We start from the raw sequence: 26,429 nt of genomic DNA on the forward strand, positions 1-26,429 counted from the left end.
ATCGGGGGTGCGCGCGTGCGCATCGGACTGCTTACGGAGGGTGGCTATCCGTATGTGAGCGGTGACGCCAGGCTCTGGTGCGACCGGCTCGTGCGCGGGCTCGGGCAGCACGAGTTCGACATCTACGCGCTCAGCCGCAGCGAGCGCCAGGAGGACGAGGGCTGGGTCCCTCTGCCGCGCCAGGTCGGCCGGGTGCGGACAGCGCCGCTGTGGGCGGCCGAGGAAGACGGCGTGGTGTACGGGCGCCGGGCGCGCCGGAGGTTCGACGAGTGCTACGGCGAGCTGGCGGGCGTGTTGAGCCGGGGGAGCGCCGCAGATGCCTACGGCGTCTCCGAGGAGACGTCCGCCGCTGAGGCGGACCGTTTCAGCAGCGCTCTGTACGGGCTCGCCGAACTCGCCCGCGACGAGGGCGGCCTGGTGGGCGCACTCCGTTCGGAACGCGCCGTGCGCGCCCTGGAGCGCGCCTGTCGTGCGCCCGGCGCGCTGCAGACGGCGCGCGAGGCGCGCGTACCGGATCTGCTCGCCGTCGCCGCGCACCTGGAACGCGCCCTGCGCCCCCTCTCGCTTGACTGGTACGAGGACGGCGGCCTCGACGAGGTCGACCTGTGCCACGCGACCTCGGGCGGCCCGGCGGCCCTGCCGGGGCTGCTCGCCCACCACTTCTCGGGCGTACCGCTGCTGCTGACCGAGTACGGCGTGCGGCTGCGCTCGCACTACCTCGCCTCCACGGACGCGCCGCCCGCCGTACGGTCGCTGCTCGCCGCCTTCCACGGCAGGCTCGCCACCGAGATCTACACCCGGGCCGCGGTCATCACCCCCGGCAACGCGCACGCGCGCCGCTGGCAGGAACGCTGCGGCGCCGACCGCGCCAAGCTCCGCACGGTCTACCCGGGCATGGACGCCTCCCACTTCGCCGAGGTGGGGGAGTCCACGGAGTGCGCGGACCCCGACACCCTGGTCTGGGTCGGCCGCGTCGAACCCGCCAAGGACCTGGTGTCGCTGCTGCACGCCTTCGCCGAGGTCCGCAAGGAGGAGCCGAAGACGCGGCTGCGGATCGTCGGCACCCCGGTCGGCGCCGAGGGCGAGGCCTACCTCGGCCACTGCCGGTCCCTCGCCGCCCAGCTCTTCCCCGACGAGGCGGAGGGGCTGCACTCCGTCGGCGACAACCCCGTCTGCTTCGAGGAGATCGGCGGCCCTGAGCTGCCGACACTCGCCGACGCGTACGCCGCCGGCGCCGTGACCGTGCTGTCCAGCGTGGTCGAGGGCTTCCCCATCAGCCTCGTCGAGGCCATGTTCTGCGGGCGCGCGACCGTCTCCACGGACGTCGGCGCGGTCGTGGAGGTCATCGGCGGTACGGGGCTCGTCGTGCCGCCGCGCAATCCGCGGGCGCTCGCGGAGGCGTGCGTGGCGATGCTGCGCGACCCCGAGCGCCGTGAGCGCCTGGGCGCGGCCGCACGCGCGCGTGCGCTCGAACTGTTCACCGTCGAGCAGAACACCACGGCATTTCACGGCATTTACCTGGAGATCGTGTCGCACACCCCGGTACGCCGGGTCGTCCTCGACGACACGGGAGAGCCCCTGCCGTTCGCCGCTCCCGCCGAGGCGCATGTGCCCGGCCGCTGGACGGATGCGAACGCCCGCGTGGTGGCGCGGGGAGGGCCGGGGTGGGCGGCAGGGGCTCCGGGGACTCCGGGGGCTCCGGGGGCTCCGGGGACGCCGGTTCGGGCGACGGCTTCGGAGTCGGCCGTGGAGGGGGCGCGATGAGCGGGCTCGGGGAACTGGACAGGCCCGGGACGCCCGAGAGCCCGGGGGCGTGGGACGAGCGCTCGGAGGAGTGGATCGCGGAGGGCGCCGAGGCGCGTGAGCCGGGGCGCGTGGCGGAGGACGCGAGCGCGGGGGCGCGTGGGGGGCGTGAGGGGCGTGAGAAGGGCGAGGCGAGTGCACGCGCGCGTGCCGGCGATGATGCGCGCGGTGGCGCCGCAGCCCCCGCTCGTCGGCAGCCGTCGGCCCCCCGTCGTACCGCCGCCGACCCCGTGAAAGCCCTGATGCACCGTCACCGGGAGCTGTGCGAGCGGGCCGTGGACCCCCTGGAGATCGCGGCCGGGCTGGAGGCGCACGGTGTCACCGACCGGACCGCGGCGCGGTTCCGGCACCGGGACGTCTTCTCCCTCGCCGAGGAGATGTTCGCGCGCGCCGCCCGTGACGAGGAGGCCGTGCCGACCCCGGCGGCCGCCCCGGCACTCCAGGCGCGTACCGGCTGGGCCCTGCTCACCCTCCTCCCCGGCGCGCTGGGCACCGCGACCGCGGCCGGTCTGCGGCTCACCCACGGACAGGCCCGCGCGTTCGTGGCCGTCGCAGGCGTCCTCGCCGTGGCCCTCGCCCTGCGCGCCGCGCTCTCCCGCGGCCCCCTCTCCGCGAGCGACCGCACGGCGTCCGGACCCGCCCCGCACGCCCCCTCCACCCGCATCTGGACCTACTGGCTCCTCGCCTACGCCGCCCTCGGCGACGGACTCCTGCGCGCGGCCGTCGCCGGAGGCCCCGACGCCCTGCCCACCGGCGCCGCCGACGGCCCCTGGCCCCTCGCCACCGCCCCCGTCCTGGCCCTCGCCTGGGCCTGCGCCCCCGCGGCCTGGTGCGCCCATCTCTTCGCCGTACGCGCCCGCCGCAGACTCGCCGCCAGCCGCGGCCTGGAGGAGTTCGCCGACTCCGTACGACCGCTGCTGCTCGGCACGTTCGCCCTCCACCTGTGCGCCCTGGCCGCCCTGCTCGCCCTGTGCGCCACGGTCCTGGGCGAGAACGCCGCGTACGCCCAGACCGTCACCCTGGGCGCCCTGCTGCTTCTCGCCCGGATGCTCACCACGCACGGCTTCACCCACGCCCCGGCGATCGTCCTCACCGCCGCGGCCACGGCCGAGGCGACCGCCCTGGTCACCGTCTTCGCGGGCCGCCTCCCCGGCTGCGGCTTCCTCGCCACCCCCGTGGAGACCCTGGTCGGGGCATGGGGCCCCGGCAGCGTCCCGGCCCTCGTCTGCGGTGCCGCCGCGCTGACCCTGCTCGTCCACGCGGCCCGCACCCTCACCCGGGCCTCCGCCCACGCCACGGCGGACCGGCCGTGCTGACGCGGCAGCCGCTCCAGGGGCCCTCGCGGGAGCGCGCCCACACGCTCTCCGCCGCCCGACGAACCCAGCCCGAGGCGCCCGGTCCCGCCGCCCGAGGCAACGGCATCACCCCCTCTGAAGGAGAACCCCAGATGATCACCTCCCGACCCGAAGCCTCGGCCCCGGGAGCCGCCCGATGAGAGTCCTGCTGATCGGAGCCAACGGCTACCTCGGCCGCTTCGTCGCCGACCGCCTCCTCGCCGACCCGGCCGTCCAGCTCACCGCACTCGGCCGCGGCGACGACGCCGACGTCCGCTTCGACCTCGCCTCGGGCAGCCCCGGCGCCCTCACCCGCTTCCTCGACGCGGTGCACCCCGGCGTCGTCGTCAACTGCGCCGGAGCCACCCGGGGCGGGGCCCGCGAACTCGCCCGGCACAACACCGTCGCCGTCGCCACCGTCTGCGAGGCCCTGCGCCGCAGCGGCTGCGGTGCCCGGCTGGTGCAGATCGGCTGCGGCGCCGAGTACGGCCCCAGCCAGCCCGGCTCCTCCACCGCGGAGGACGCCGTGCCGCGCCCCGGCGGCCCGTACGGCGTCAGCAAGCTCGCCGCCACCGAACTGGTCCTCGGCTCCGGCCTGGACGCCGTGGTGCTGCGCGTCTTCTCCCCGGCCGGCCCCGGCACCCCCGCCGGCTCCCCGCTCGGCCGTCTCGCCGAGGCCATGCGCCGCGCCATGCAGTCCGGCGACGGCGAGCTCAAGCTGGCCGGCCTCGGCGCGCAGCGCGACTTCATCGACGTACGCGACGTGGCGCGCGCCGTGCACGCCGCCTCGCTCTCCGCCGCCCAGGGCGTCATCAACATCGGCTCCGGACGCGCCGTCCGGCTGCGCGACGCCGCCGCGACCCTCGCGCGCGTGGCCGGATACGGCGGCGCCCTGCACGAACTCGACGGCCCGCCCGGCCCGCTGCGGGCGTCCATCGGCCACCCGCGCGGCGAATCCGACCACGCGGCCCCGGTCGCGTACCCGTACCCCGACGGCTGCGGCAGCTGGCAGCAGGCCGACGTGCGCACCGCACGCGACCGGCTCGGCTGGCGGCCCCGGATCAACCTCGAGGAATCCCTCGCCGACATCTGGATGGAGGCGGCATGCCGTATGTGACCAGCACCAGGACCAGTACCGCGAGCACCGACGTCCGCACGGGCCTCGGCGTCCCCGGCTACGCCCACCCCCTGCTCGCGCCCACCGAATGGGGCGAACTCACCCGCCCCGGAACCCCCTTGCACTGGGTCGTCCTCAATGTCGCCGACGGCCCCGGCAGCCGTCCCGACCCGCACTGTCTGGAGGCGGCCGGCCGGCTGCGCAACGCGGGCGTCCGTGTCCTCGGCCACCTCGACTCCACCTATGGGGCCCGCGGCTTCGGCGAGATCGTCTCCGACGCGAACCGCTACCTCGACTGGTACCAGGTCGACGGCTTCCTCCTGGACCGCTGCCCGACCGAGCGGACCTCGCTCCCCGAGATCCGCCGCACGGTCACCACCCTGCGGGCGATCCGGGACGACGCCCACGTCGTCCTCGGTCACGGCACCCACCCCCACCCCGGCTACGCCGAGAGCGCCGACCAGCTGGTCACCTTCTCCGGGCCGTGGAGCGACTACCGCTGGTCGCAGGTGGCCGAGTGGACCGCGGAGTATCCCCCCGAGCGGTTCTGTCACTTCGTCCACGGGGTGCCCCGACCGCACCTGGAGGAGGCGCTGCGGATCGCCCGCTGGCAGGGCGCGTCGACCATCTACTTCACCGACCGCACGGACCGCGGCGGGCGCGGCGACCCCTGGGAGACCCTGCCCGGCTACTGGGACGAAATCGTCTCGCGCATCGGGACGGGTGTCTCGGAATGAAGAAGGCCATGGCAGTGTTACAGGGAGAACAACTGTAGTGATTGACCGATCAACGGAGTCCCCGTGTCGCTGCCACCCCTGGTCGAGCCAGCTGCTGAGCTCACCGTAGACGAGGTCCGCAGGTACTCCCGCCACCTGATCATCCCCGACGTCGGGATGGACGGGCAGAAGCGGCTGAAGAACGCCAAGGTGCTCTGTGTGGGCGCCGGCGGCCTGGGCTCGCCGGCGCTGATGTACCTGGCCGCGGCGGGCGTCGGCACGCTCGGCATCGTGGAGTTCGACGAGGTCGACGAGTCGAACCTGCAGCGCCAGATCATCCACAGCCAGGCCGACATCGGCCGCTCCAAGGCCGAGTCCGCCCGCGACTCCGTCCTGGGCATCAACCCGTACGTGAACGTGATCCTCCACGAAGAGCGGCTCGAGGCCGAGAACGTGATGGACATCTTCAGCCAGTACGACCTGATCGTCGACGGCACCGACAACTTCGCGACCCGCTACCTGGTCAACGACGCCTGCGTACTGCTGAACAAGCCGTACGTGTGGGGCTCGATCTACCGCTTCGACGGCCAGGCCTCCGTCTTCTGGTCCGAGCACGGCCCCTGCTACCGCTGCCTCTACCCGGAGCCCCCGCCGCCGGGCATGGTCCCCTCCTGCGCCGAGGGCGGCGTCCTCGGCGTGCTGTGCGCGTCCATCGGCTCCATCCAGGTCACCGAGGCCATCAAGGTCCTCACCGGCACCGGTGAGCCCCTCGTCGGCCGCCTGATGATCTACGACGCCCTGGAGATGCAGTACCGCCAGGTCAAGGTCCGCAAGGACCCGAACTGCGCGGTCTGCGGCGAGAACCCGACCGTCACCGAGCTCATCGACTACGAGGCCTTCTGCGGCGTCGTCTCCGAGGAGGCCCAGGAGGCGGCCGCCGGCTCGACGATCACTCCCAAGCAGCTCAAGGAGTGGATCGACGACGGCGAGAACATCGAGATCATCGACGTCCGCGAGATCAACGAGTACGAGATCGTCTCCATCCCGGGCGCCAAGCTGATCCCGAAGAACGAGTTCCTCATGGGCACCGCCCTGGAGGGCCTCCCGCAGGACAAGAAGATCGTCCTGCACTGCAAGACGGGCGTCCGCAGCGCCGAGGTCCTCGCGGTCCTGAAGTCCGCCGGCTTCGCCGACGCGGTGCACGTGGGCGGCGGCGTGATCGGCTGGGTCAACCAGATCGAACCGCACAAGCCGGTCTACTAGGCACAGGCCTTCCGGGAAGGGGCTCGGCACCGTGGGTGCCGGGCCCCTCGTCGTCGCCCCTACGAGGCGCAGACCTTGCCGTCGTCCGGCACCGTGCCGTTCAGCAGATACGCGTTCACCGTCGAGTCGACACAGTCGCTCCCGCTGCCGTACGCACCGTGTCCCTCGCCCTTCCAGGTCAGTTCCACGCCGACGCCCTTGCCCAGTTCGTCGGCCATCTTGCGGGCGCCCTCGTACGGCGTTGCCGGGTCGCCGGTGTTGCCGACCACCAGGATCGGTGCCGCACCCGGGGCGCTCACCTCCGGGGTGTCGAACTGCCCGGCCACCGGCCAGTCGTGGCACCAGCCGGCCGAGTCCCAGCCGAGGAAGTCCCCGAACACGGGCGAGATCTTCTCGAACGCGGGCAGCCGCTTCTTCGTCTCCTCCGCTGTCGGCCGCTGTTTGTCGTCCAGGCACGATATGACTCGTTGCGAGTGGGTCGTCGTGCCGTAGTGCCCCGAGTCGTCGCGCTCGTTGTAACCGTCCGCCAGCGCCAGCAGCTCCGTGCCGTCACCCTGCTCCGCCGCGTCCAGGGCGCTGGTCAGCGTCGGCCAGCCGGACTTGCTGTACAGCGGCAGGACGATGCCGGTGACCGCGAGCGACTGGGTCAGCTCGCGCCCGGACGAGGTAGGCAGCGGCTTGGCGTCGAGCCGCTTCAGCAGATCCGCGATCTTCTGGGTGCCCTGCTTCGGGTTCTGGCCGGTCGACTTCAGATAGTCGTCCAGCGCGCGCTGGAAGCCCTTGGCCTGGTTCTCCGCGTGCCCCACCGAGTCGGCGCTCGGGTCGACCACCGCGTCGAGGATCAGCCGCCCGACCTTCTTCGGGAACAAGTGGGCGTAGACGCCGCCCAGTTCGGTGCCGTACGAGATGCCGAAGTAGTGCATGCTGGAATCGCCCAGCACCTGGCGCATCAGGTCCATGTCGCGGGCCGTGTCCGTGGTCGAGACGTGCGCCATCAGCTTCCCGGCGGCCTTCTGGCAGCCCTTGCCGAAGTCGACGGCGTCCTGGAAGTACGCCTTCTCCTCGGCCGGCGTGTCCGGTGTGGCGTCGATGTCCTCGGCGGCCTGGATCGCCTCGTCGCTGCGGCAGCGCACGCCCTCGCTGGCGCCCACCCCGCGCGGGTCCCAGCTGACCAGGTCGTACCGCTCGTGCAGCTTGGAGACGGTGGGTGCGTACGACGGCATGTAGTCGACGCCCGAGCCGCCCGGACCGCCGAAGTTGAACAGCAGGGAGCCGATGCGGTCGCCGCCGGTCGCCTTCGAGCGGATCAGCGCGAGGCCGATCGTCTCGCCTTCGGGCTTCGACCAGTCCAGTGGCGCCTTGAGCGTGGCGCACTGCCAGTCGCCGCCGGGCGCGGCGGAGTCCGCGGTGGCCTTGCAGCGTCCCCAGGCGAGTTTCTGCGCGGTCAGGGAGGAGGGCAGCGCGGCGGTCGTGCCGGAGGAGCCGGTCGTCGGTGAAGCGGCCCCGCTCGTCCTCCCACCCCCCTTTGCGTCCCCGCCGTCGGACGACGAGCCGCTGCTGCAGCCCGCCACCAGTAGTCCGGCGGCCGCCCCCAGAGCCGCCCAGCGTGCGATTCGTGCCATGTGCTTCCCCCCGTGTGAGCCGTCCGCACCGAGCAGCAGACGGCGGTCAGGCCATGGTAGGCAAATCCAACCGGAACTGCGTCGGCCTGTGGATAACCTTCTGACCTGCACGTTTATCCGGAATGGGGGTTGGTCACTAGGAGCAGACGGTTCCGGCCGCCGGTACCTTCCCGTCCAGCAGATAGCCGTTCACCGCGCTCTGCACGCACTTGTTCTTGCTGTCGTAGGCGCCATGCCCCTGGCCTTTGTAGGTCAGCTCGACGCCCACGCCCTTGCCCAGCGCGTCCACCATCTTCCGCGCGCCCTCGTACGGCGTGGCCGGGTCGCCGGTGTTGCCCACGACGAGGATCGGCGCCGAGCCGGCCGCGCTCACGTCGGGATGCTCGGCGGCGCCCGCGACGGCCCAGTCGGTGCAGCTCACCATTCCCCAGGCCAGGAAGTCGCCGAACAGCGGCGAGGCGGCCCGGAACTCCGGCAGCTTCCGCTCGACGTATGCGGAGTCGTACCGGGACTTGTCGTCGGCGCAGTTGATGGCGATGTTGGCCGCGGTGATGTTGCTGTACTCGCCGTTCTCGCTGCGCCCGTTCATCGAGTCGGACAGGGCGAGGAGGATCTTGCCGTCCCCGTCGTACGCCTGCTCCAGGCCCTCTGTGAGGTACTGCCAGAAGTCCTTCGAGTACAGCGCCTGGGCGATGCCGTTGGTCGCGGCGGTCTGGGTCAGCTCGCGCGGGAAGATTCCCGGGATCGGCTTCTTGTCGAGGTCCGCCAGCAGCTTGGCGATACGGTCCTTCACGTCCTGGGCGGTGTCGCCGATCGGGCAGTCCTCGGTCTTCGACGTGCAGTCCTCGGCGAAGTTGTCGAGCGCCAGCTGGAAGCCCTTGGCCTGGCCGAGGGAGCCCTGTTCGGCGTCCTGCGTCGGGTCGACGACCGCGTCGAAGACGGCCCTGCCCACCTTCTTCGGGAACAAGTGGGCGTAGACGCCGCCGAGTTCGGTGCCGTAGGAGATGCCGAAGTAGTACAGCTTGTCGTCGCCGAGGACCTGCCGCATGAGGTCCATGTCGCGGGCCGCGTCGGTGGTGCGCACGTGCGCCAGCACCTTCTTGGAGTTCTTCTCGCAGGCCGCGTTGAACTCCTTGGTGTTGTCCAGCAGCTTGGTGCGCTCGGCCGCGTCGTCGGGGGTCGCGTCCTGCTGGAAGTAGGAGTCGAGCTGCTGGTCGCTCTCGCACTTCACGGGGGCGCTGCGGCCGACTCCGCGCGGGTCGAAGCTGACCAGGTCGTAGCGGGTGCGCAGCTTCGCGTAGTCCTCGCCGAAGGCGGGCAGCGTGGTGACGCCCGAGCCGCCGGGGCCGCCGAAGTTGAAGACGAGCGAGCCGATGCGCGTGCTCTCGCTGCCGCTGGTCTTCGCCCGGATCAGGGCGATGCCGATCGTGTCGCCCTTGGGCTTGTTCCAGTCGAGGGGCGCCTTCATGGTGGCGCACTGCCACTTCGTGCCATTCGGCAGCGGTGACGGGGCATCACCGCCGCCCTCCGCCTGGGAAGGTGCTGTGCAGTCCTTCCAGTCCAGCTTCTGGGCCGACAGGTCCTCGTCCTTGGAGTCGCCGCCGCTACAGGCCGCCAGCACGGAGGACAGCAGCACGGCGGTGGCGGTCAGGGCAGCGGCACGCGCGCGGGGAGGCTTCGGCATGCCTCCATCCTGCGGTCGCCCGAGGCGGGGCGCTCGGGGCGCGGGCCGTATGAGGTACGCGCGCGTACAGCCGTCGTACCAGAACGGACGTAATGGAAGCGGACGCGGCAGAAGCGGACGTACCGGAAACGGCCGTACTAGAGCGAGCCCTTGCGGGAGAGTTGGTTGAAGGCCAGCCAGCCGGGGAGGACGGGCAGCCACAGGGTCAGCAGGCGGAACAGCAGGACGGCGGGGGCCGCGACCTCCTTGGGGAGGCCGACGGCGATCAGACCGACCGTCAGGGTGGCCTCGACCGCGCCGACGCCGCCCGGGGTCGGGGCCGCCGAGCCGAGCGCGTTGCCGGCGAGGAAGACGACCGCGACGCTGGCGATGCTCAGCGAGGTCCCCTGCTGGCCGAACGCGCGGATCGAGGCGTCCAGGCACATCACGAAGCAGGCGGTCAGCAGGAGCATGCCGCCGATGCCGGTGACCAGCTTCTGCGGCCGCTGCAGCACGTCCAGCATGCGCGGCACGACACCGGCGAAGAGCGAGCGCACGCGCGTGACGACGAATTTGCGCAGGAACGGCACCGAGGTGACCACCAGGACGAGCACCGCCACCGTCAGCAGACCCGCGATGACCGTCCGGGACGGTGACAGCGACGGCGTCTTCTCGGTGCCGGTCAGATAGCCGAAGGACAGCAGCATCAGGATGTGGCAGCCGAGCCCGAACAGCTGCGAGGCGCCGACGCTCGCGACCGCGAGGCCCGGACGGACCCCGGAGCGTTGCAGGAAGCGCGTGTTGAGCGCGACGCCGCCCACCGCCGCCGGCGCGACGATCTTGACGAACGACCCGGCCACCTGAGCCGCCACCGTCCGCAGGAACGGCACCCGCTCGGGCACGAACCCCAGCAGCGCCATCGCCGCCGCGAAGTAGCTGGCCGCCGAGAACACCACGGCCGCCAGCACCCAGCCCCACTGGGCGTTCTCGATCAGCGGCCCGAACTCGATGTGGGTGAGCTGCGTCAGCAGGAAGTACGCGCCGATCGCGCCCGCGATGAAACTGATCAGCGTCCGCGGGCGCACCCGCTCCAGGCGGGCCGGCTCGACCGGGGCCTGCGGCCTGATCAGCAGCACCTGGTGCCGGATCTGGCTGAGCAGGTCCTCCTCGCGCGCTTCGTCGAGCGCCTCGTCGATGGCCCGCTTCTCGGCCCGCTGCTCGGCCCGCACGGCCTTCTTGTCGGGCTTTTCGAGTACGGGCCTGGTGTGGTCGTCCCCGGCCGCCTCCAGGCGGGCCTGCTTGGCCTGCCGGGACGCCTCCAGGACCGCCTCACGCTCCCGCTGGGCGCGTTCCCGGGCCAGCTTGCGCAGAGTCGCGCGGGAGGTGCGGCTGAGCGCGATGGGCTGCAACATGGGCAGGCAGTCGGCCACCGCGTCCGGGCCGAGCACGCTCACCGCGGACGCCACCGCGCGCTCGGCGCCCACTCGCAGGCCGAGCGTCACCAGGAGCTGCGAGACGTCCATGCGCAGGAGCAGATCGCCGGCCGCGATCTCGCCGACGCGCAGGTCGGTGAGGATGACCGTGCCGGAACGATCCACCAGAATCGCGTCACCCACCAGCCTGCGGTGCGCGATCCGGCGGGACTGGAGCGCGCGCACCTGGTGCCAGGTGTCGTGCAGCAGCTCGTCGGTGATCTGGTCGTCCGCGAGGGAGTCGAGGGTGCGCCCGCCGGTGTGCTCGTACACGAGCATGACGGCGTCGGGGCCGAGCTCCGAGGTCGCGATGAGCTTGGGCGCGTTGGCGCCGGCCGCGATGGCCGCGTACGCGAGCAGCGCCTCCTGCTCCAGGGCCTGGCGCAGCGACTGGAGGCTGCTGCGGGTGGCGAAGCCGCGCAGGGTCAGATTGCGCCACGCGCGGTAGAAGAAGCCCTGCGCCTGCTGCTCCCGGTCGACCACCGTGACGTCCAGCGGCGGGCCGTCCTCCAGGGTGACGAAGTAGCGCCGGCCGCGGTCGCCCGTCTCCGGGTTCTCCGGCATCTCCTCGCGCGCGGCGCTCACCGGGCGGAAGCCGACGTGCCTGAGGCCCGCCATCAGGGTCCGCCCGGTCGGGCGGACGTTGGGGGAGCCCACCGCGTACAGCGTGCCGTAGGCCACGCTCCAGCCGATCAGCACCGTCAGGATGATCGAGAACGGTGTGGTGTAGCCGGTGACGAGCATCGAGAACGCGTCCAGGAGCAGCACGATCCACAGCACCGCGCGCCAGCGCGGCCGCCGGGACATGCCGACGGCGGTCATGTACGCGATGACCGGGGCGAGATAGCCGTGCACCGGGTCGGTCAGCGCGTGGATGTCGCCGGGGGAGGGCTGGGTGAGCGCCTCCTGGATGGAGTCGGGGGCGGCCTTGGCGACCCACAGGTCCGTGGCCAGGGTCACGCCGTGCGCGAGGACCGCGGCGAGCACGCCGTCGGCGATGCGCAGCCCGTCGCGCTTGATCAGCCGCTCGATCGCGAACGCGACCGGCACCAGCAGGATCGCGATGCTGGAGGCCAGGCCGGCGATCTTGATGAGCAGGTCGGGCGCCTGTCCGGTGCCTTTGTTGATGTCCTGTTCGAGCCCTGAGGTGGTGCCGTGCGCGAAGGCGGCGATCGCCAGCAGTATGACGACGGCCAGCAGGCCCACCAAGAGGCGCATCAGGTCGGAGGGGCGGTGCACGCGCGCGGGGAGCAGCGGTTCGTCGCCCTCGACCTCGTCGGCGTGTGCCTCGTCGAGGCAGTCCGCGTCGTCCTTGTACGCGTCCTCCGCGCGCGTGCCGGGCGCGGCGTTCTCGGCCGTCTCCGGGTCCTCGGTGCCGGTGTCCGGGCGCGACGAAGCGTCAGAGGCGCTCTGCGCGTCCTCCGGCTGCACACCCTGCTGCTTCATCGTCTCTTCTTGATCTCGTATCACCGGTCACCGCCCGCATGATGGTGGCATGCCCCACCGACACACGGGGGCATCAGGGTGCAAAGGCGGGGGCGCACAGTCTGCCCGAAGCGCCGCCCCGGGGCGAGGGATACGCACGGTGGCGGGCCCGTCACACTGTCGGTGGGGTGCGGCAGGATGGGACGGATGAGCGAGGAGAGCCTGCCGCCCGAGGACCGCCCCGACGCGCTGCCCGAGTACGCCGAGCGCGTCCTGGAGGTCGCCGAACTGATCCCGCCCGGGCGTGTCATGACGTACGGGGACGTGGCCGAATGGCTGGAAGAGGGCGGCCCGCGGCAGGTCGGCCGGGTGATGGCCCTCTATGGCGGAGCCGTCCCCTGGTGGCGCGTCGTCCGCTCGGACGGCGTCCTGCTCCCGGGGCACGAACTCGAGGCGGTCGACCACTACCGCGCCGAGGGCACGCCCCTGAAGGAGGCGAGCCGGGCCGCCGAGGGCCACCTGCCGCGCCTCGACATGAGGCGGGCGCGCTGGGACGGCGGCGAACGCGCGGAGGGTCACACCTGACAGCTTCCGCCATCCGGCGGCCCCGTGTGTGACCTGTGCTCCGTACGGGGGAACAGGGGCACATCCGTGGCATGCCGTACGTTCGTGAGGCGAGGGACCCGCGTGTCGCGAGTGCCGTACGGGCGGAAAGAGAAGGAGGGGAAGAAGGGGAAGCCCTGCTTCCGCAACGCCCGTCGGCGTAGCGTCGGCTGCACGAGTCCCCCTCACCCCCAGATCACCGCCCTGCACGCGCGGTGGTCCGACAACCAGTACGACCACCAGGACCGGCGAACCACGTGAGCTCCTCTTCCTCCACCAGGCGCCTGCCGCACCCCCAGGTGCGGCAGGGGAACCGTGGCGCTTACCGACTGGTCCGTACCCCACCGGCCCGACCGGATCCCCCTCGTCTGGACGCCGCACAGCGCTCCGTGGTTGACCACAAGGATGGTCCGCTGCTCGTCCTCGCAGGTCCGGGCACCGGAAAGACCACCACGCTCGTCGAGTCGGTGGCGGCACGGATCGCCCGCGGCGGGGATCCCGAGCGCATCCTGGTGCTGACGTTCAGCCGCAAGGCGGCCGTCGAGCTGCGCGACCGCATGGCGCTGCGCATGGGGGCGGCCCGCGCGCCCTGGGCGACGACGTTCCACTCCTTCTGCTACGCCCTGGTCCGCGCCCACCAGGACAGCGAGCTGTTCGTGGAGCCGCTGCGGCTGCTGTCCGGCCCCGAGCAGGACGTCGCCGTCCGTGAACTGCTCGCCGGGCAGCCCGACCTGGAGCGGCTCGGCCTCGCGCACGTGCGCTGGCCGGACGACCTGCGCGCGTGCCTGACCACCCGCGGCTTCGCCGACGAGGTCCGTGCGGTCCTCGCGCGCAGCCGTGAGCTGGGCCTGGACCCGGGCGCCCTGGATGCCTTCGCGCGCGGCATCGGCCGTCCCGACTGGCGTGCCGCGGCCGCCTTCCTCGCCGAGTACCTCGACGTCCTCGACCTCCAGGGCGTCCTCGACTACGCGGAACTGGTCCACCGCGCGGTCCTCCTCGCCCGCCGCCCCGAGGTGGCCGAGAAGCTCGCCGCGCAGTACGACGCCGTACTCGTGGACGAGTACCAGGACACGGACGCGGCGCAGGTACGGCTGCTGCACGCGCTCGCGGGCGGGGGGCGCACCCTGGTCGCGTACGGCGACCCGGACCAGTCGATCTACGCCTTCCGGGGCGCCGACGTGAACGGCATCCTGGAGTTCCCGCACGCCTTCACGCGCGTGGACGGCAGCCCGGCGCCCGTGGAGGTTCTGCGCACCTCCCGCCGATCCGGTGCCGCGCTGCTGGCCGGGACCCGGCTGCTCACCCAGCGCATGCCGCTGACCCGGCTCCCGGCGGAGAAGGTACGCGCGCACCGCGAGCTCGCGCCGGTGCGCGACGGCGGCCGCATCGAGGTGTACACGTACCCGACGGCCGGCACGGAACTGGACAACGTCGCCGACATCCTGCGCCGCGCGCACCTGGAGGACGGCGTCCCCTGGCGCGAGATGGCCGTCCTGGTGCGGGCCGGCTCCCGGACGATCCCGACGGTGCGCCGCGCGCTCACGGCCGCGGGCGTCCCCCTGGACATAGACGGCGACGACTTGCCGTTGCGCCACGAACCGGCTGTCGCGCCCTTGCTGACGGCCCTACGGGCGGTGGCCACGGCGGAGGCGGCCGACGCAGGCCCACGCGCGCGTGGCGAGGGCGCGGACGTGGCACCGGCGGCGGAGGGCGGGCAAGACACGCCGGATGGTGGCCAGGACGGCGCTGCTGGGGCGCCAGGGCGCGACGAGCGCGACGCGCCTGAGGCGGCAGAGGGCGGCGAGCGTGACGCGGCTGAGCCGGTGGACGGCGGCGAAGGCGGCGCGGCTGAGTCGCTGGACGGCGGCGAGCGGGGCGCGGCTGAGGCGCCAACGAGCGACGAGCGTGAGGCGCCAGAGGGCGACGAGCGCGACGCGGCTGCGCCAGTGGACGGCGGCGAAGGTGACGCGGCTGAGGCGCTGGACGGTGGCGGGCGTGACGCGACCGATTCAGTGGACGGCGGCGAAGGCGGCTCAGCCGGTGCGGTGGCCCCCTGCTGGCTCGACACCGAGACCGCCCTCACCCTCCTCGCCTCCCCGCTCGGCGGCATGGACGCAGCGGACCTGCGTCGGCTCGGGCGGGCCCTGCGGGACGAGGAGCGGGCCGCCGGCAACGCCCTGCCGCCGCCCTCGGACGAGTTGCTCGCGCGGGCGCTGGCCGAGCCGGAGCGCCTGGCCGTGCACGACCCCGCGTACGCGCGTGGCGCCCAGCGGCTCGGCGCGCTGCTGCGCAAGGCCCGGGAGCGCCTCGCCGGCGGCGGCACGGCCGAGGAGGCGCTGTGGGAGCTGTGGGAGGGCACTCCCTGGCCCGGGCGCCTGGAGCGGTCCGCCCGGCGCGGCGGCGCGGCCGGACGCAACGCCGACCGCGATCTGGACGCCGTGTGTGCGCTGTTCGCGACCGCCGCGCGCGCGGAGGAGCGCACGGGCGGCCGGGGCGCCCTCAACTTCCTGGAGGAGATCGACGCCGAGGACATCGCCGCCGACACCCTCACCCGGCGTGCCGTACGCCCCGACGCCGTACGCCTGATGACCGCGCACCGCTCCAAGGGCCTGGAGTGGCGCCTGGTCGTCGTCGCGGGCGTCCAGGAGGGCCTGTGGCCCGACCTGCGCCGCCGCGGCTCGCTCCTGGAGGCGGACCGCATCGGCCGCGACGGACTCGCCGAACCGCTCACCCCGGGGGCGCTGCTCGCCGAGGAACGCCGCCTGTTCTACGTCGCCGCCACGCGCGCGCGTGAACGGCTCGTCGTCACCGCCGTGAAGGCCCCCGCCGACGACGGCGACCAGCCCTCCCGCTTCCTCACCGAACTCGGCGTCGAACCCAAGGACGTCACGGGCCGCCCCCGCCGACCGCTGTCCGTCGCCGCGCTCGTCGCCGAACTGCGCGCCACGACCGTCGATCCGCGCGTCTCCGACACCCTCAGGGAGGCCGCCGCGCACCGGCTGGCCCGGCTTGCCGCGCTCGCCGACGAGGACGGCCGCCCGCTCGTCCCGTCGGCCCACCCCTACCGCTGGTGGGGCATGTGGGACCCGACCGAGTCCAAGGTGCCGCTGCGCAACCGCGACCAGCCCGTCGTGCTCTCCGGCAGCGCCCTCGACCAGCTCGCCAACACCTGCGCCCTGCAGTGGTTCCTGGGCCGCGAGGTGAAGGCCGACGCGCCCGCCACGGCCGCCCAGGGCTTCGGCAACGTGGTGCACGTCCTCGCCGACGAGGTCGCCTCCGGGCACACCCCGGCCGACCTCGCCGTCCTCATGGAGCGCCTCGACTCCGTGTGGAACGCGCTCGCCTTCGACGCGCCCTGGAAGTCGGCGCAGGAGAAGGAGAACGCGCGCGTGGCGCTCGAACGCTTCCTGAAGTGGCACGTCATGGACCGCACCGGACGCACGCCGGTGGCCAGCGAGCACGACTTCGACGTCACCCTGGAAGCCGGCGACTACGAGGTGCGCATCCGCGGCCAGATGGACCGCGTCGAGGCGGACGGCGACGGCCGCGCCTATGTCGTCGACTTCAAGACCGGCAAACAGGCGCCCACCGCGCGCGAGGTGGAGCACCATCCGCAACTCGCGGTCTACCAGCTCGCCGTCCGCGAGGGCGCCGTGGACGAGGCCTTCGACGGGGTGCGCCCCGAGCCGGGCGGCGCCGAACTGGTCCAGCTGCGCCAGGGCGCCGCCCAGCGCGACGGCGGCGAGACACTGCCCAAGGTGCAGGCCCAGGAGCCGCTGGAGGGGGAGTGGGTCGGCGAACTGCTGGCGACCGCGGCCGGCAAGGTCCTCGACGAACGGTTCACCCCGACCGCCGGACAACACTGCACACACTGCGCGTTCCGGGCGTCGTGCAGCGCCCGGCCCGAAGGGCGGCACGTGGTCGAGTGACCCGGGTGATCGACGACACCACCCGTGCTGACCTGCGTTTCTCCTCACCCCGAGGCCGATCTGTCCGCCGCTGTCAGTGGCCGCCGCTAGCCTCTCTGACGTGCCGCCTCGTATCACCGATCCCGATCAGCTCAAGGAGCTCCTCGGGATCCCGTTCACCCCGGAGCAGACGGCCTGCATCGTCGCGCCGCCCGCCCCGCAGGTGATCGTGGCCGGAGCGGGGTCGGGCAAGACCACGGTGATGGCGGCACGCGTGGTGTGGCTGGTCGGCACCGGCCAGGTCGCCCCCGAACAGGTCCTCGGCCTCACCTTCACCAACAAGGCGGCCGGCGAACTCGCCGAGCGCGTCCGCAAGGCGCTCGTCAAGGCCGGCGTCACCGACCCCGACGCCATCGACCCCGACAACCCGCCGGGCGAGCCGGTGATCTCGACGTACCACGCCTTCGCGGGCCGCCTGCTGACCGACCACGGCCTGCGCATCGGCCTCGAACCCACCTCCCGGCTGCTCGCCGACGCCACCCGCTACCAGCTCGCCGCGCGCGTCCTGCGCGAGTCCCCCGGCCCCTACCCCGCCCTCACCCGCTCCTTCGCCGACCTGGTCAGCGACCTGCTCGCCCTCGACGCCGAACTCGCCGAGCACCTCGTACGACCGGAGGACCTGCGCCGGTACGACGCCGGGCTGCTGCGCACCCTGGAGGGGGCCAAGCTCACCAACGACGCCCTGCGCAAGGTGCCCGAGGCGGCCGCGGCCCGGCGTGAACTCGCCGACCTGGTGGTGCGTTACCGGGCCGCCAAGCGCGAGCGCGACCTGCTCGACTTCGGCGACCAGATCGCCCTGTCCGCGCAGCTCGCGCAGCTTCCCGAGGTGGGCCGCATCCTGCGCGACGAGTTCCGGGTGGTCCTGCTCGACGAGTACCAGGACACGTCGGTGGCCCAACGCGTCCTCCTGGCGGGCCTGTTCGGCGACGGCACAGGGCATCCGGTGACCGCGGTCGGCGACCCCTGCCAGGCGATCTACGGCTGGCGCGGCGCCTCCGTCGCCAACCTGGACGACTTCCCGGAGCACTTCGCCCACCCCGACGGACGCCCCGCCACCCGGCAGGCGCTCAGCGAGAACCGCCGCAGCGGCGGCCGCCTCCTCGACCTCGCCAACGGCCTCGCCGAGCCCCTGCGCGCCATGCACGCGGGCGTGCAGGCCCTCCGCCCGGCTCCCGGCGCCGAGCGTGACGGCACGGTCCGCTGCGCGCTGCTGACCACCCACGCCGAGGAGATCGAGTGGCTCGCCGACTCGATCGCCCACCTCGTGAACACTGGCACGGCACCCGGCGAGATCGCCGTCCTGTGCCGTACGGCGACCGACTTCGCGGAGATCCAGGGCGCGCTCGTCGCCCGGGACGTCCCCGTCGAGGTCGTCGGCCTGTCCGGGCTGCTGCACCTGCCCGAGATCGCCGACCTCGTCGCCGTCTGCGAGGTCCTCCAGGACCCCGGCGCCAACGCCTCCCTGGTCCGCCTGCTGACCGGCCCGCGCTGGCGCATCGGCCCGCGCGACCTCGCCCTGCTCGGCAGGCGCGCCCGGCGGCTCGTCGCCCACGCGCGCGTGGAGGGTGAGGAGGACCGGGACCGCAGGCTGGCGGAGGCCGTCGAGGGGGTCGACCCGTCCGAGGTGATATCGCTGGCGGACGCCCTCGACACCTTCCTGGAGCTGCCGCTCGACGCCGAGCAGGAGGACGACGGGCTGCCGTTCTCGCCGGACGCGCGCGTGCGGTTCGCCCGCCTCGCCACCGAACTGCGCGATCTGCGCCGGTCGTTGTCCGACCCGCTGATGGACGTCCTGCACCGCGTCCTCGCCGTCACCGGCCTGGAGGTGGAGCTGTCGGCGTCCCCGCACGCGCTGGCCGCCCGCCGCCGCGAGACCCTCTCCAACTTCCTCGACATCGCCGCCTCCTTCGCCGCCGGCGACGGCGAGGCGACCCTGCTCGCCTTCCTGGGCTTCCTGCGCACCGCCGCCCAGTACGAGAAGGGCCTCGACAACGCGCTGCCGGGCGGCGAGAACACGGTCAAGGTGCTCACCGCGCACAAGTCCAAGGGCCTCGAATGGGACGTCGTCGCCGTCCCGGGACTGGTCACCGGCACCTTCCCCAGCACCCAGGGCCGCGAGAAGTGGACCGCCCAGGGCAAGGTGCTGCCGCACGAGCTGCGCGGCGACGCCGACACCCTGCCCGACGTCGAGGCCTGGGACTCACGCGGCCTGAAGGCATTCCAGGAGGCCATGAAGGAGCACCAGCACACCGAGGAACTCCGCCTCGGCTACGTCACCTTCACCCGCCCCCGCTCCCTCCTCTTCGGCTCCGGCCACTGGTGGGGCCCCACCCAGAAGAAGCCGCGCGGCCCGTCCGACTTCCTGCTCGCCCTGTACGAGCACTGCGAGCGGGGTTACGGCGAGATCGAGGCCTGGGCGGACGAGCCGGCCGAGGACGAGGAGAACCCCGCACTGCACGCGGCGAGCGCCGAGCAGGTCTGGCCCCTGCCCCTGGACGAGGCCTCCCTCGCCCGCCGCCGGGCGGCCGCCGCAACCGTCCTCGCCCACCTGGAGGACCTCGCCGCCCACCAGGACGGCGAACCCACCGCCGTACACGACCCGGACGAGCACGAGGACCCGGAGTGGCCTCCGCCACCGGACGACGAGGATCCGGTGTACGAGGACGAGGAACCGCCCTACGACGAGGACCCGTTCCGGGAGGGCGAGCCGGACGACTGGGACACCTGGTCGGCGGACCGCCCGAGCGTGCCGCACCAGGCGGCCGCTCCGGAGCCCGCCGAGGAGACGGGCGTACGCGCGCGTGCCGGCACCGGGCGCACCCCGGAGGGCGGGCCGGCGTACTCGCGACCGGTCGCCCCCGCCCGCCTCACCCCGGAGGAGGCCCGCACCCTCGCCTCCTGGGACCGCGACCTCGACGCGCTCACCGGTGAGCTCCTGCGCGCGCGTGAAGCCGTGACCGACGTGCCGCTGCCCGCCTCGCTCACCGCCTCCCAGGTGCTGCGGCTGGCCGCCGACCCGGACGGGTTCGCACGGGAACTCGCACGCCCCATGCCGCGCCCCCCGCAGCCGGCCGCGCGCCGGGGCACCCGGTTCCACGCCTGGGTCGAGGCCCGCTTCGAAGAGCTGACCCTGCCCGTGCTGGAGCCGGAGGAGCTGCCCGGCAGCGAGGCCGAGATCGCCGACGAGCGTGACCTGGAGGCACTCAAGGACGCCTTCGAACGCACCGAGTACGCGCACCGCACGCCCCACCGCGTCGAGGCGCCCTTCCAGCTCGCCATCGCCGGCCGCGTGGTCCGGGGCCGGATCGACGCCGTCTACAAGGAGGGCGACGGCGACGGGACGACGTACGAGATCGTCGACTGGAAGACCAGCCGCAACCGCACCGCCGACCCGCTCCAGCTCGCCATCTACCGGCTCGCCTGGGCCGAGCAGCAGGGCGTTCCCCTGGAATCCGTCAATGCGGCGTTCCTGTACGTACGCACGGGTGAGGTTGTACGACCGGCGGACCTGCCGGACCGGGCGGCACTGGAGCGGCTGCTGCTGGGGGAGCCGAACGCACAAGCAAACTGTGAGGAACCGCCCACCGAGGATGTCGGTGCGGGCCGATAGGCTCGTGACCATGAGCCATCCCGTTGACAGCGTCGTCAGCGCCGTCCGTACGTACATCGAGCAGCACCGCGCCGCCTTCCTCGACGACCTCGCCGAGTGGCTGCGCATCCCGTCCGTGTCGGCCCAGCACGACCACGCCGCCGACGTACGCCGCAGCGCCGACTGGCTCGCCGCCAAGCTCCGGGAGACCGGCTTCCCGGCCACCGAGGTCTGGGACACCCCGGGCGCCCCCGCCGTGTTCGCAGAGTGGCCCGCCGCCGACCCCGAGGCGCCCACGGTCCTGGTCTACGGCCATCACGACGTACAGCCCGCCGCCCGCGAGGACGGCTGGGACAGCGAACCCTTCGAGCCCGTCGTCCGCGAGAACCGCCTCCACGCGCGCGGGGCGGCCGACGACAAGGGCCAGGTGTTCTTCCACACACTCGGCGTCCGCGCCCACCTCGCCGCCACCGGCCGCACCGCCCCCGCCGTCAACCTCAAGCTGCTGATCGAGGGCGAGGAGGAGTCCGGCTCCCCGCACTTCCGCGCGCTGGTGGAGCAGCACGCGGACCGGCTCGCCGCCGACGCCGTGATCGTCTCCGACACCGGCATGTGGTCCGCGGACACCCCCACGGTGTGCACCGGTATGCGCGGCCTCGCCGAGTGCGAGATCACGCTGCACGGCCCCGACCAGGACATCCACTCCGGCTCCTTCGGCGGCGCCGTGCCCAACCCGGCCACCGCGGTCGCCCGCCTGGTCGCCGCCCTTCACGACGAGCACGCACGCGTGGCCGTCCCCGGCTTCTACGACGGCATCGTCGAGCTCACCGACCGCGAGCGCGAACTCTTCGCCGAACTGCCCTTCGACGAGCGGCAGTGGCTGCGCACCGCCAAGTCGTACGCCGCCCAGGGCGAGGCGGGGCACAGCACCCTGGAGCGCATCTGGGCCCGCCCCACCGCCGAGGTCAACGGCATCGGCGGCGGCTACCAGGGCCCCGGCAGCAAGACGATCATCCCGTCCTCGGCGATGGTGAAGCTCTCCTTCCGGCTCGTCGCCGGCCAGGATCCGGACCACGTCGAGAAGGCCGTCCGCGCGTGGGCCGCCGAGCAGGTTCCCGCCGGGATCCGGCACGAGATCACGTTCGGCGCCGCCACGCGCCCGTGCCTGACGCCGCTGGACCACCCGGCCCTGCAGTCCGTCGCCCGCGCCATGGGGCGCGCCTTCGACAAGCCGGTCCGCTTCACCCGCGAGGGCGGCTCCGGCCCGGCCGCCGACCTCCAGGAGGTACTGGGTGCCCCGGTGCTCTTCCTGGGCATCTCCGTGCCGTCCGACGGCTGGCACGCGCCGAACGAGAAGGTCGAGCTCGACCTGCTGCTCAAGGGCGTCGAGACCACCGCGTACCTGTGGGGCGACCTCGCGGAGAACTGGCGCCATGCGCCCTGAGCACCCGGCGCCGTCCGCAGCGGCAGCGCGCGGGGAGCACACTGTAAGGGCCGCCCCGCACCGCCCGACCCCACCGGACCCGGCCGCCTCCCACCGCACGTCCCGCCGAACCGCCCGCCGAAACAATCCGTTCCACTGGGGGAGTTGGAAGCACCCGTGACCACCTGGACCGACCACACCGCCAACCGCCCCATCTCGCTCACCGCCCCGAGCGGCATCGACCGCGCCGCCCACCACCGCCTCGACGAGGCCTGGCTCGCGGCGGCTTGGAGCCACCCCACGACGCGCTGCTTCGTGGTCTCCGGCGGCCAGGTCCTCATCGACGAGACGGCGGACGGCCGCACCGAACTCGTCATGACCCCCTCGTTCGAAGCCCCCCTGACCGAGGCGCACCGCTACTTCCTGGGCATCGACGAGGACGGCGTCAGCTACTTCGCCCTCCAGAAGGACGCGCTGCCCGGACGGATCGACCAGTCCGCGCGCGCCGCGGGCCTGCGCGAGGCCGGGCTGCTCCTCTCACCCCGCGACGCGGGCCTGATGGTGCACGCGGTCGGCCTGGAGAACTGGCAGCGCACCCACCGCTTCTGCTCCCGCTGCGGCGAGCGCACGGTGATCGCGGCGGCCGGTCACATCCGCCGCTGCCCCGCCTGCGGCGCCGAGCACTACCCGCGCACCGACCCCGCCGTGATCATGGCCGTCACCGACGCAGACGACCGCATCCTGCTCGGCCGTCAGGTGCACTGGCCGGAGGGCCGCTTCTCGACGCTGGCCGGCTTCGTCGAGCCCGGCGAGTCCATCGAGCAGGCGGTGCGCCGCGAGGTCTTCGAGGAGGCCGGCATCGCCGTCGGCCAGGTCGAGTACGTCGCCAGCCAGCCCTGGCCGTTCCCGTCCAGCCTGATGCTCGGCTTCATGGCCCACGCCACCTCGACCGAGATCGATGTCGACGGCGACGAGATCCACGAGGCCCGCTGGTTCTCCCGCGACGAACTGGGCGCCGCCTTCGAGTCCGGCGAGGTCCTGCCGCCCTACGGCATCTCCATCGCGGCCCGCCTGATCGAGATGTGGTACGGCAAGCCGCTGCCGACGCGGAGCTTCGTCTGAGGCGCTCGCCCCACAAGCGACCACAGTGACCACAAGCGAGAAGGCGGTCCCTGAGACGAACTCAGGGACCGCCTTCCGTGCGAAACCGCGGAGCGACTACGCGCCGATCTTCTGCTTCACCTGCGCCAGCGACGGGTTCGTCAGCGTCGAACCGTCGGCGAACAGCACGGTCGGGACCGTCTGGTTTCCGCCATTCGCTTTCTCCACGAACGCCGCGGACTCCGGGTCCTGCTCGATGTTGATCTCGTTGTACGTGATGCCCTCGCGGTCCATCTGGCTCTTCAGCCGACGGCAGTAGCCGCACCACGTGGTGCTGTACATCGTCACAGTGCCCGGCATGTCTCTCGCTCTCCTCAGCTGCTGGGGGATCGGTGCTCGCAGTGGGGGAACGTACTTGAAAGAGCCACCATTCCCACACGCGGTGCCCCGACCGACGTGACGCCTGCCGCATTGGTACGACTAATGGTGCCTGCCTGTGGACAACCGACGCGCCCGTCTCGGGCGACCTGGCAGCATGGCCGTGTGACAGCAGCAACGCACTCCACGCTCTTCCCGCAGGTTCCGGCATCGGCCGACGCGGTGCTCGAGGGGCTCGACCCCGAGCAGCGCGCCGTGGCCACCGCCCTGCGGGGCCCGGTGTGCGTGCTGGCGGGCGCCGGCACGGGCAAGACCCGGGCGATCACCCACCGGATCGCCTACGGGGTGCGGGCCGGGATCCTCCAGCCCTCCAGCGTGCTGGCCGTCACCTTCACCAACCGTGCCGCCGGAGAGATGCGCGGCCGGCTGCGGCAGCTCGGCGCCGCCGGCGTCCAGGCCCGCACGTTCCACTCCGCGGCCCTGCGCCAGCTCCAGTACTTCTGGCCGAAAGCGGTCGGCGGCTCCATGCCCCGGCTCGTCGACCGCAAGATCCAGCTCGTCGCCGACGCGGCCGCCGCCTGCCGCATCCGCCTCGACCGGGGCGAGCTGCGGGACGTCACCGCCGAGATCGAGTGGTCCAAGGTCACCCAGACCGTCCCCGCCGACTACGCCGCGGCCGCCGCCAAGGCCGGCCGTGAGGCACCCCGCGACCCGGCCGAGATCGCCCAGCTCTACTCCGTCTACGAAGACCTCAAGCGGGACCGCTCCGTCATCGACTTCGAGGACGTCCTGCTGCTCACCGTGGCCGTCCTGCAGGACCGCCACGACATCGCCGAACAGGTCCGCGCCCAGTACCAGCACTTCGTCGTCGACGAGTACCAGGACGTCAGCCCGCTCCAGCAGCGCCTGCTGGAGCTGTGGCTCGGCGAGCGGGACAACCTCTGCGTGGTCGGCGACGCCAGCCAGACGATCTACTCGTTCACCGGCGCAACCCCCGACCACCTGCTCGACTTCCGCACCCGCCACCCCGGCGCCACCGTCGTCAAGCTGGTCCGCGACTACCGCTCCACCCCCCAGGTCGTCCACCTCGCCAACGGCCTCCTCGCCCAGGCCCGCGGCCGCGCCGCCGACCACCGCCTGGAGCTGGTCTCCCAGCGCGCGGCGGGCCCCGAGCCCGGCTACACCGAGTACGTCGACGAGCCGGCCGAGGCCGAGGGCGCGGCCCGCCGCATCCGCGAGCTCATCGACGCGGGCGTCCCCGCGGCCGAGATCGCGATCCTGTTCCGCACGAACGCCCAGTCCGAGACCTACGAACAGGCCCTCTCCGACGCCGGGGTGCCCTACCAACTGCGCGGCGCCGAGCGGTTCTTCGACCGGCCCGAGGTGCGCAGGGCCATCGTCGCCCTGCGCGGCGCGGCCCGCTTCGGCGGCAACGACTCCCTGCTCGACGACGCCGTCGACCTGCCCTCCCAGGTGCGTGCCGTGCTGTCGGGGGAGGGCTGGACATCGCAGCCCCCGGCCGGGTCCGGCGCGGTCAGAGAGCGCTGGGAGTCCCTGGCCGCCCTGGTGAACCTCGCGCAGGACTTCGCCGCCGCCGGATCCGGAGCCACCCTCGGTGACCTCGTCGCCGAGCTGGACGAGCGGGCGAACGCCCAGCACGCCCCGACCGTCCAGGGCGTCACCCTGGCCTCCCTGCACTCGGCCAAGGGCCTGGAGTGGGACGTCGTCTTCCTGGTCGGCGTCGCCGAGGGCATGATGCCGATCACCTACGCAAAGACCGACGAGCAGATCGAGGAGGAGCGCCGCCTCCTCTACGTCGGTGTCACCCGTGCCCGCGAGCGCCTCCATGTCTCCTGGTCCCTGTCCCGCTCGCCCGGCGGCCGCCCGAGCCGTCGCCCCAGCCGCTTCCTGGACGGGCTGCGGCCCGGTTCCACCGCCGCCGTCGGCCGTGGCGCGGCGGCGGGCCCCGGCGGGGTCGAGCGCGGCTTCGCCGGGAGACCGGACGTCGTCCCGCGGCGCACCCAGCGCAGCCCGGCCCGCTGCCGGGTGTGCGGGCGCACGCTCACCGACGCCGGTGAGATGAAGCTGATGCGTTGCGAGGACTGCCCGTCCGACATGGACGAGGGCCTGTACGAGCGGTTGCGCGAGTGGCGGGCCGAGCAGGCGCGGCGCAGCGGGCAGCCGGCGTTCTGCGTCTTCACCGACAAGACGCTGATGGCGATCGCCGAGACCGTCCCGGACGACGAGCACGAGCTGGCCCGGATCCCCGGCGTCGGAGCGCGCAAGTTCAACCGCTACGGGGCCGATGTCCTGGCCATCTGCGCAGGCCGGGAGGTCGGGGAAGGCGACGAGGAGGGCTGAGGGAAACTCGTCGAAAAAATAGTTTGCGCATGCCCCAGCAATCCCCATAGGTTCTTAGCCACGGGGACGGAGGCCTTCTCGGAGGCCCCGATTCCGTGTTCTACTTGCATATCCGTCGGGCTGGTTCATCCCAGTCCCCCTAGACGCCGAGAGGAGGCGAGTCCAGTGATCAGCATCAAGAAGAGCTCCATCAGCACCGTCAAAATGACCGATCGCTCGGTCGTCGCTTCCCTGTGCATGCTCGGCGCCTCCAACCCGGGCACCGGTCTGTCCGGCATTCGTGCCGCCCGGCCGGCGTCCTCCGTGTCTCTCGCGGGTCTTCCCGTTCGTGAGCGCGATGAGCGACCGACGAAGGCACTGGAAGCAGTAGCGGCACAGGCGCAGGCCTATGCCTTTACGGCGGCTGGTGCCGGAAACCGGAAGCAGACGACGCAGCACCACCTGATGTGGGCCTTCCGTGGGCCAGAACCCTGGAGTGATCCAGCCTGATCAATCAGGCCGGCGCCTTCAGGGCCGCGGAACCCCATCCGGGATCCGCGGCCCTTCTGTTTGTCCCATCACCGGGACGGACGGGCGAAGGGGCCTCGGGAC

16 protein-coding genes are annotated in these 26,429 nt (G+C 72.8%); 12 read left to right on the forward strand and 4 right to left on the reverse strand.

Annotation, left to right across the window (positions count from 1 at the left end; all coding sequences use genetic code 11):
- The first annotated feature begins 15 nt into the window (after window positions 1-15).
- The 5 genes from MQP27_RS17680 to moeZ all read left to right on the forward strand — a co-directional run bounded on the left by MQP27_RS17680 (window position 16) and on the right by moeZ (window position 6,233).
- On the forward strand, window positions 16-1,764 hold the full coding sequence (locus MQP27_RS17680) for a DUF3492 domain-containing protein (RefSeq protein WP_242766147.1): 1,749 nt from the start codon (window positions 16-18) through the stop codon (window positions 1,762-1,764).
- Entirely contained in the window at window positions 1,761-3,119 is a 1,359-nt protein-coding gene (locus MQP27_RS17685; RefSeq protein ID WP_242766148.1) for a hypothetical protein, read from the forward strand. Before MQP27_RS17680 ends, MQP27_RS17685 begins: the two co-directional genes overlap by 4 nt.
- A gap of 175 nt (window positions 3,120-3,294) precedes the next feature.
- Window positions 3,295-4,254, forward strand: a complete 960-nt coding sequence (locus MQP27_RS17690) for an NAD-dependent epimerase/dehydratase family protein (protein WP_242766149.1) — start codon at window positions 3,295-3,297, stop codon at window positions 4,252-4,254.
- On the forward strand, window positions 4,242-4,991 hold the full coding sequence (locus MQP27_RS17695; RefSeq protein WP_242766150.1) for a spherulation-specific family 4 protein: 750 nt from the start codon (window positions 4,242-4,244) through the stop codon (window positions 4,989-4,991). Before MQP27_RS17690 ends, MQP27_RS17695 begins: the two co-directional genes overlap by 13 nt.
- A gap of 63 nt (window positions 4,992-5,054) precedes the next feature.
- Window positions 5,055-6,233 (forward strand): adenylyltransferase/sulfurtransferase MoeZ, encoded by a 1,179-nt coding sequence (gene moeZ / locus MQP27_RS17700; RefSeq protein WP_242766151.1) that lies wholly within the window; start codon window positions 5,055-5,057, stop codon window positions 6,231-6,233.
- A 59-nt stretch (window positions 6,234-6,292) separates the two neighbouring features.
- Here moeZ and MQP27_RS17705 read toward each other — a convergent pair whose 3' ends face one another.
- From MQP27_RS17705 to MQP27_RS17715, 3 genes are all read right to left on the reverse strand, one after another.
- Window positions 6,293-7,855, reverse strand: a complete 1,563-nt coding sequence (locus MQP27_RS17705; protein ID WP_242766152.1) for an alpha/beta hydrolase — start codon at window positions 7,853-7,855, stop codon at window positions 6,293-6,295.
- Between the two features lie 136 nt (window positions 7,856-7,991).
- On the reverse strand, window positions 7,992-9,539 hold the full coding sequence (locus tag MQP27_RS17710) for an alpha/beta hydrolase (protein WP_242766153.1): 1,548 nt from the start codon (window positions 9,537-9,539) through the stop codon (window positions 7,992-7,994).
- A 137-nt stretch (window positions 9,540-9,676) separates the two neighbouring features.
- Window positions 9,677-12,436 (reverse strand): lysylphosphatidylglycerol synthase domain-containing protein, encoded by a 2,760-nt coding sequence (locus MQP27_RS17715; protein WP_242766154.1) that lies wholly within the window; start codon window positions 12,434-12,436, stop codon window positions 9,677-9,679.
- Window positions 12,437-12,622: 186 nt separating this feature from the next.
- On the opposite strand from MQP27_RS17715, the gene MQP27_RS17720 reads away from it, so the two are divergent.
- The 5 genes from MQP27_RS17720 to nudC all read left to right on the forward strand — a co-directional run bounded on the left by MQP27_RS17720 (window position 12,623) and on the right by nudC (window position 23,120).
- Window positions 12,623-13,000 carry an MGMT family protein gene (locus tag MQP27_RS17720; RefSeq protein WP_242766155.1) on the forward strand — a complete coding sequence of 126 codons (378 nt, stop codon included), beginning with the start codon at window positions 12,623-12,625 and terminating at the stop codon, window positions 12,998-13,000.
- A gap of 275 nt (window positions 13,001-13,275) precedes the next feature.
- The gene (locus MQP27_RS17725) at window positions 13,276-16,947 is read left to right on the forward strand and encodes a UvrD-helicase domain-containing protein (protein WP_242766156.1); all 3,672 of its coding nucleotides are present in this window, start codon (window positions 13,276-13,278) and stop codon (window positions 16,945-16,947) included.
- Between the two features lie 100 nt (window positions 16,948-17,047).
- Window positions 17,048-20,596 (forward strand): ATP-dependent helicase, encoded by a 3,549-nt coding sequence (locus MQP27_RS17730; RefSeq protein WP_242766157.1) that lies wholly within the window; start codon window positions 17,048-17,050, stop codon window positions 20,594-20,596.
- Between the two features lie 10 nt (window positions 20,597-20,606).
- Window positions 20,607-22,019, forward strand: a complete 1,413-nt coding sequence (locus MQP27_RS17735; RefSeq protein WP_242766158.1) for a dipeptidase — start codon at window positions 20,607-20,609, stop codon at window positions 22,017-22,019.
- 156 nt (window positions 22,020-22,175) lie between these two features.
- Complete coding sequence (gene nudC, locus MQP27_RS17740) at window positions 22,176-23,120, forward strand: NAD(+) diphosphatase (protein WP_242766159.1); 945 nt, start codon at window positions 22,176-22,178, stop codon at window positions 23,118-23,120.
- A gap of 96 nt (window positions 23,121-23,216) precedes the next feature.
- On the opposite strand, the gene MQP27_RS17745 is transcribed toward nudC, so the two are convergent.
- Window positions 23,217-23,459 carry a mycoredoxin gene (locus tag MQP27_RS17745; RefSeq protein ID WP_242766160.1) on the reverse strand — a complete coding sequence of 81 codons (243 nt, stop codon included), beginning with the start codon at window positions 23,457-23,459 and terminating at the stop codon, window positions 23,217-23,219.
- 123 nt (window positions 23,460-23,582) lie between these two features.
- Between MQP27_RS17745 and MQP27_RS17750 the strand changes: the two genes are divergently transcribed.
- Both MQP27_RS17750 and MQP27_RS17755 read left to right on the forward strand, forming a co-directional pair.
- Entirely contained in the window at window positions 23,583-25,838 is a 2,256-nt protein-coding gene (locus MQP27_RS17750; RefSeq protein WP_242766161.1) for an ATP-dependent DNA helicase UvrD2, read from the forward strand.
- Between the two features lie 165 nt (window positions 25,839-26,003).
- Window positions 26,004-26,327 carry a hypothetical protein gene (locus MQP27_RS17755; RefSeq protein ID WP_242766162.1) on the forward strand — a complete coding sequence of 108 codons (324 nt, stop codon included), beginning with the start codon at window positions 26,004-26,006 and terminating at the stop codon, window positions 26,325-26,327.
- Window positions 26,328-26,429: the final 102 nt, after the last annotated feature.

Source organism: Streptomyces cylindrosporus (genome assembly GCF_022698165.1).
Classification (GTDB): Bacteria; Actinomycetota; Actinomycetes; order Streptomycetales; family Streptomycetaceae; genus Streptomyces; species Streptomyces cylindrosporus.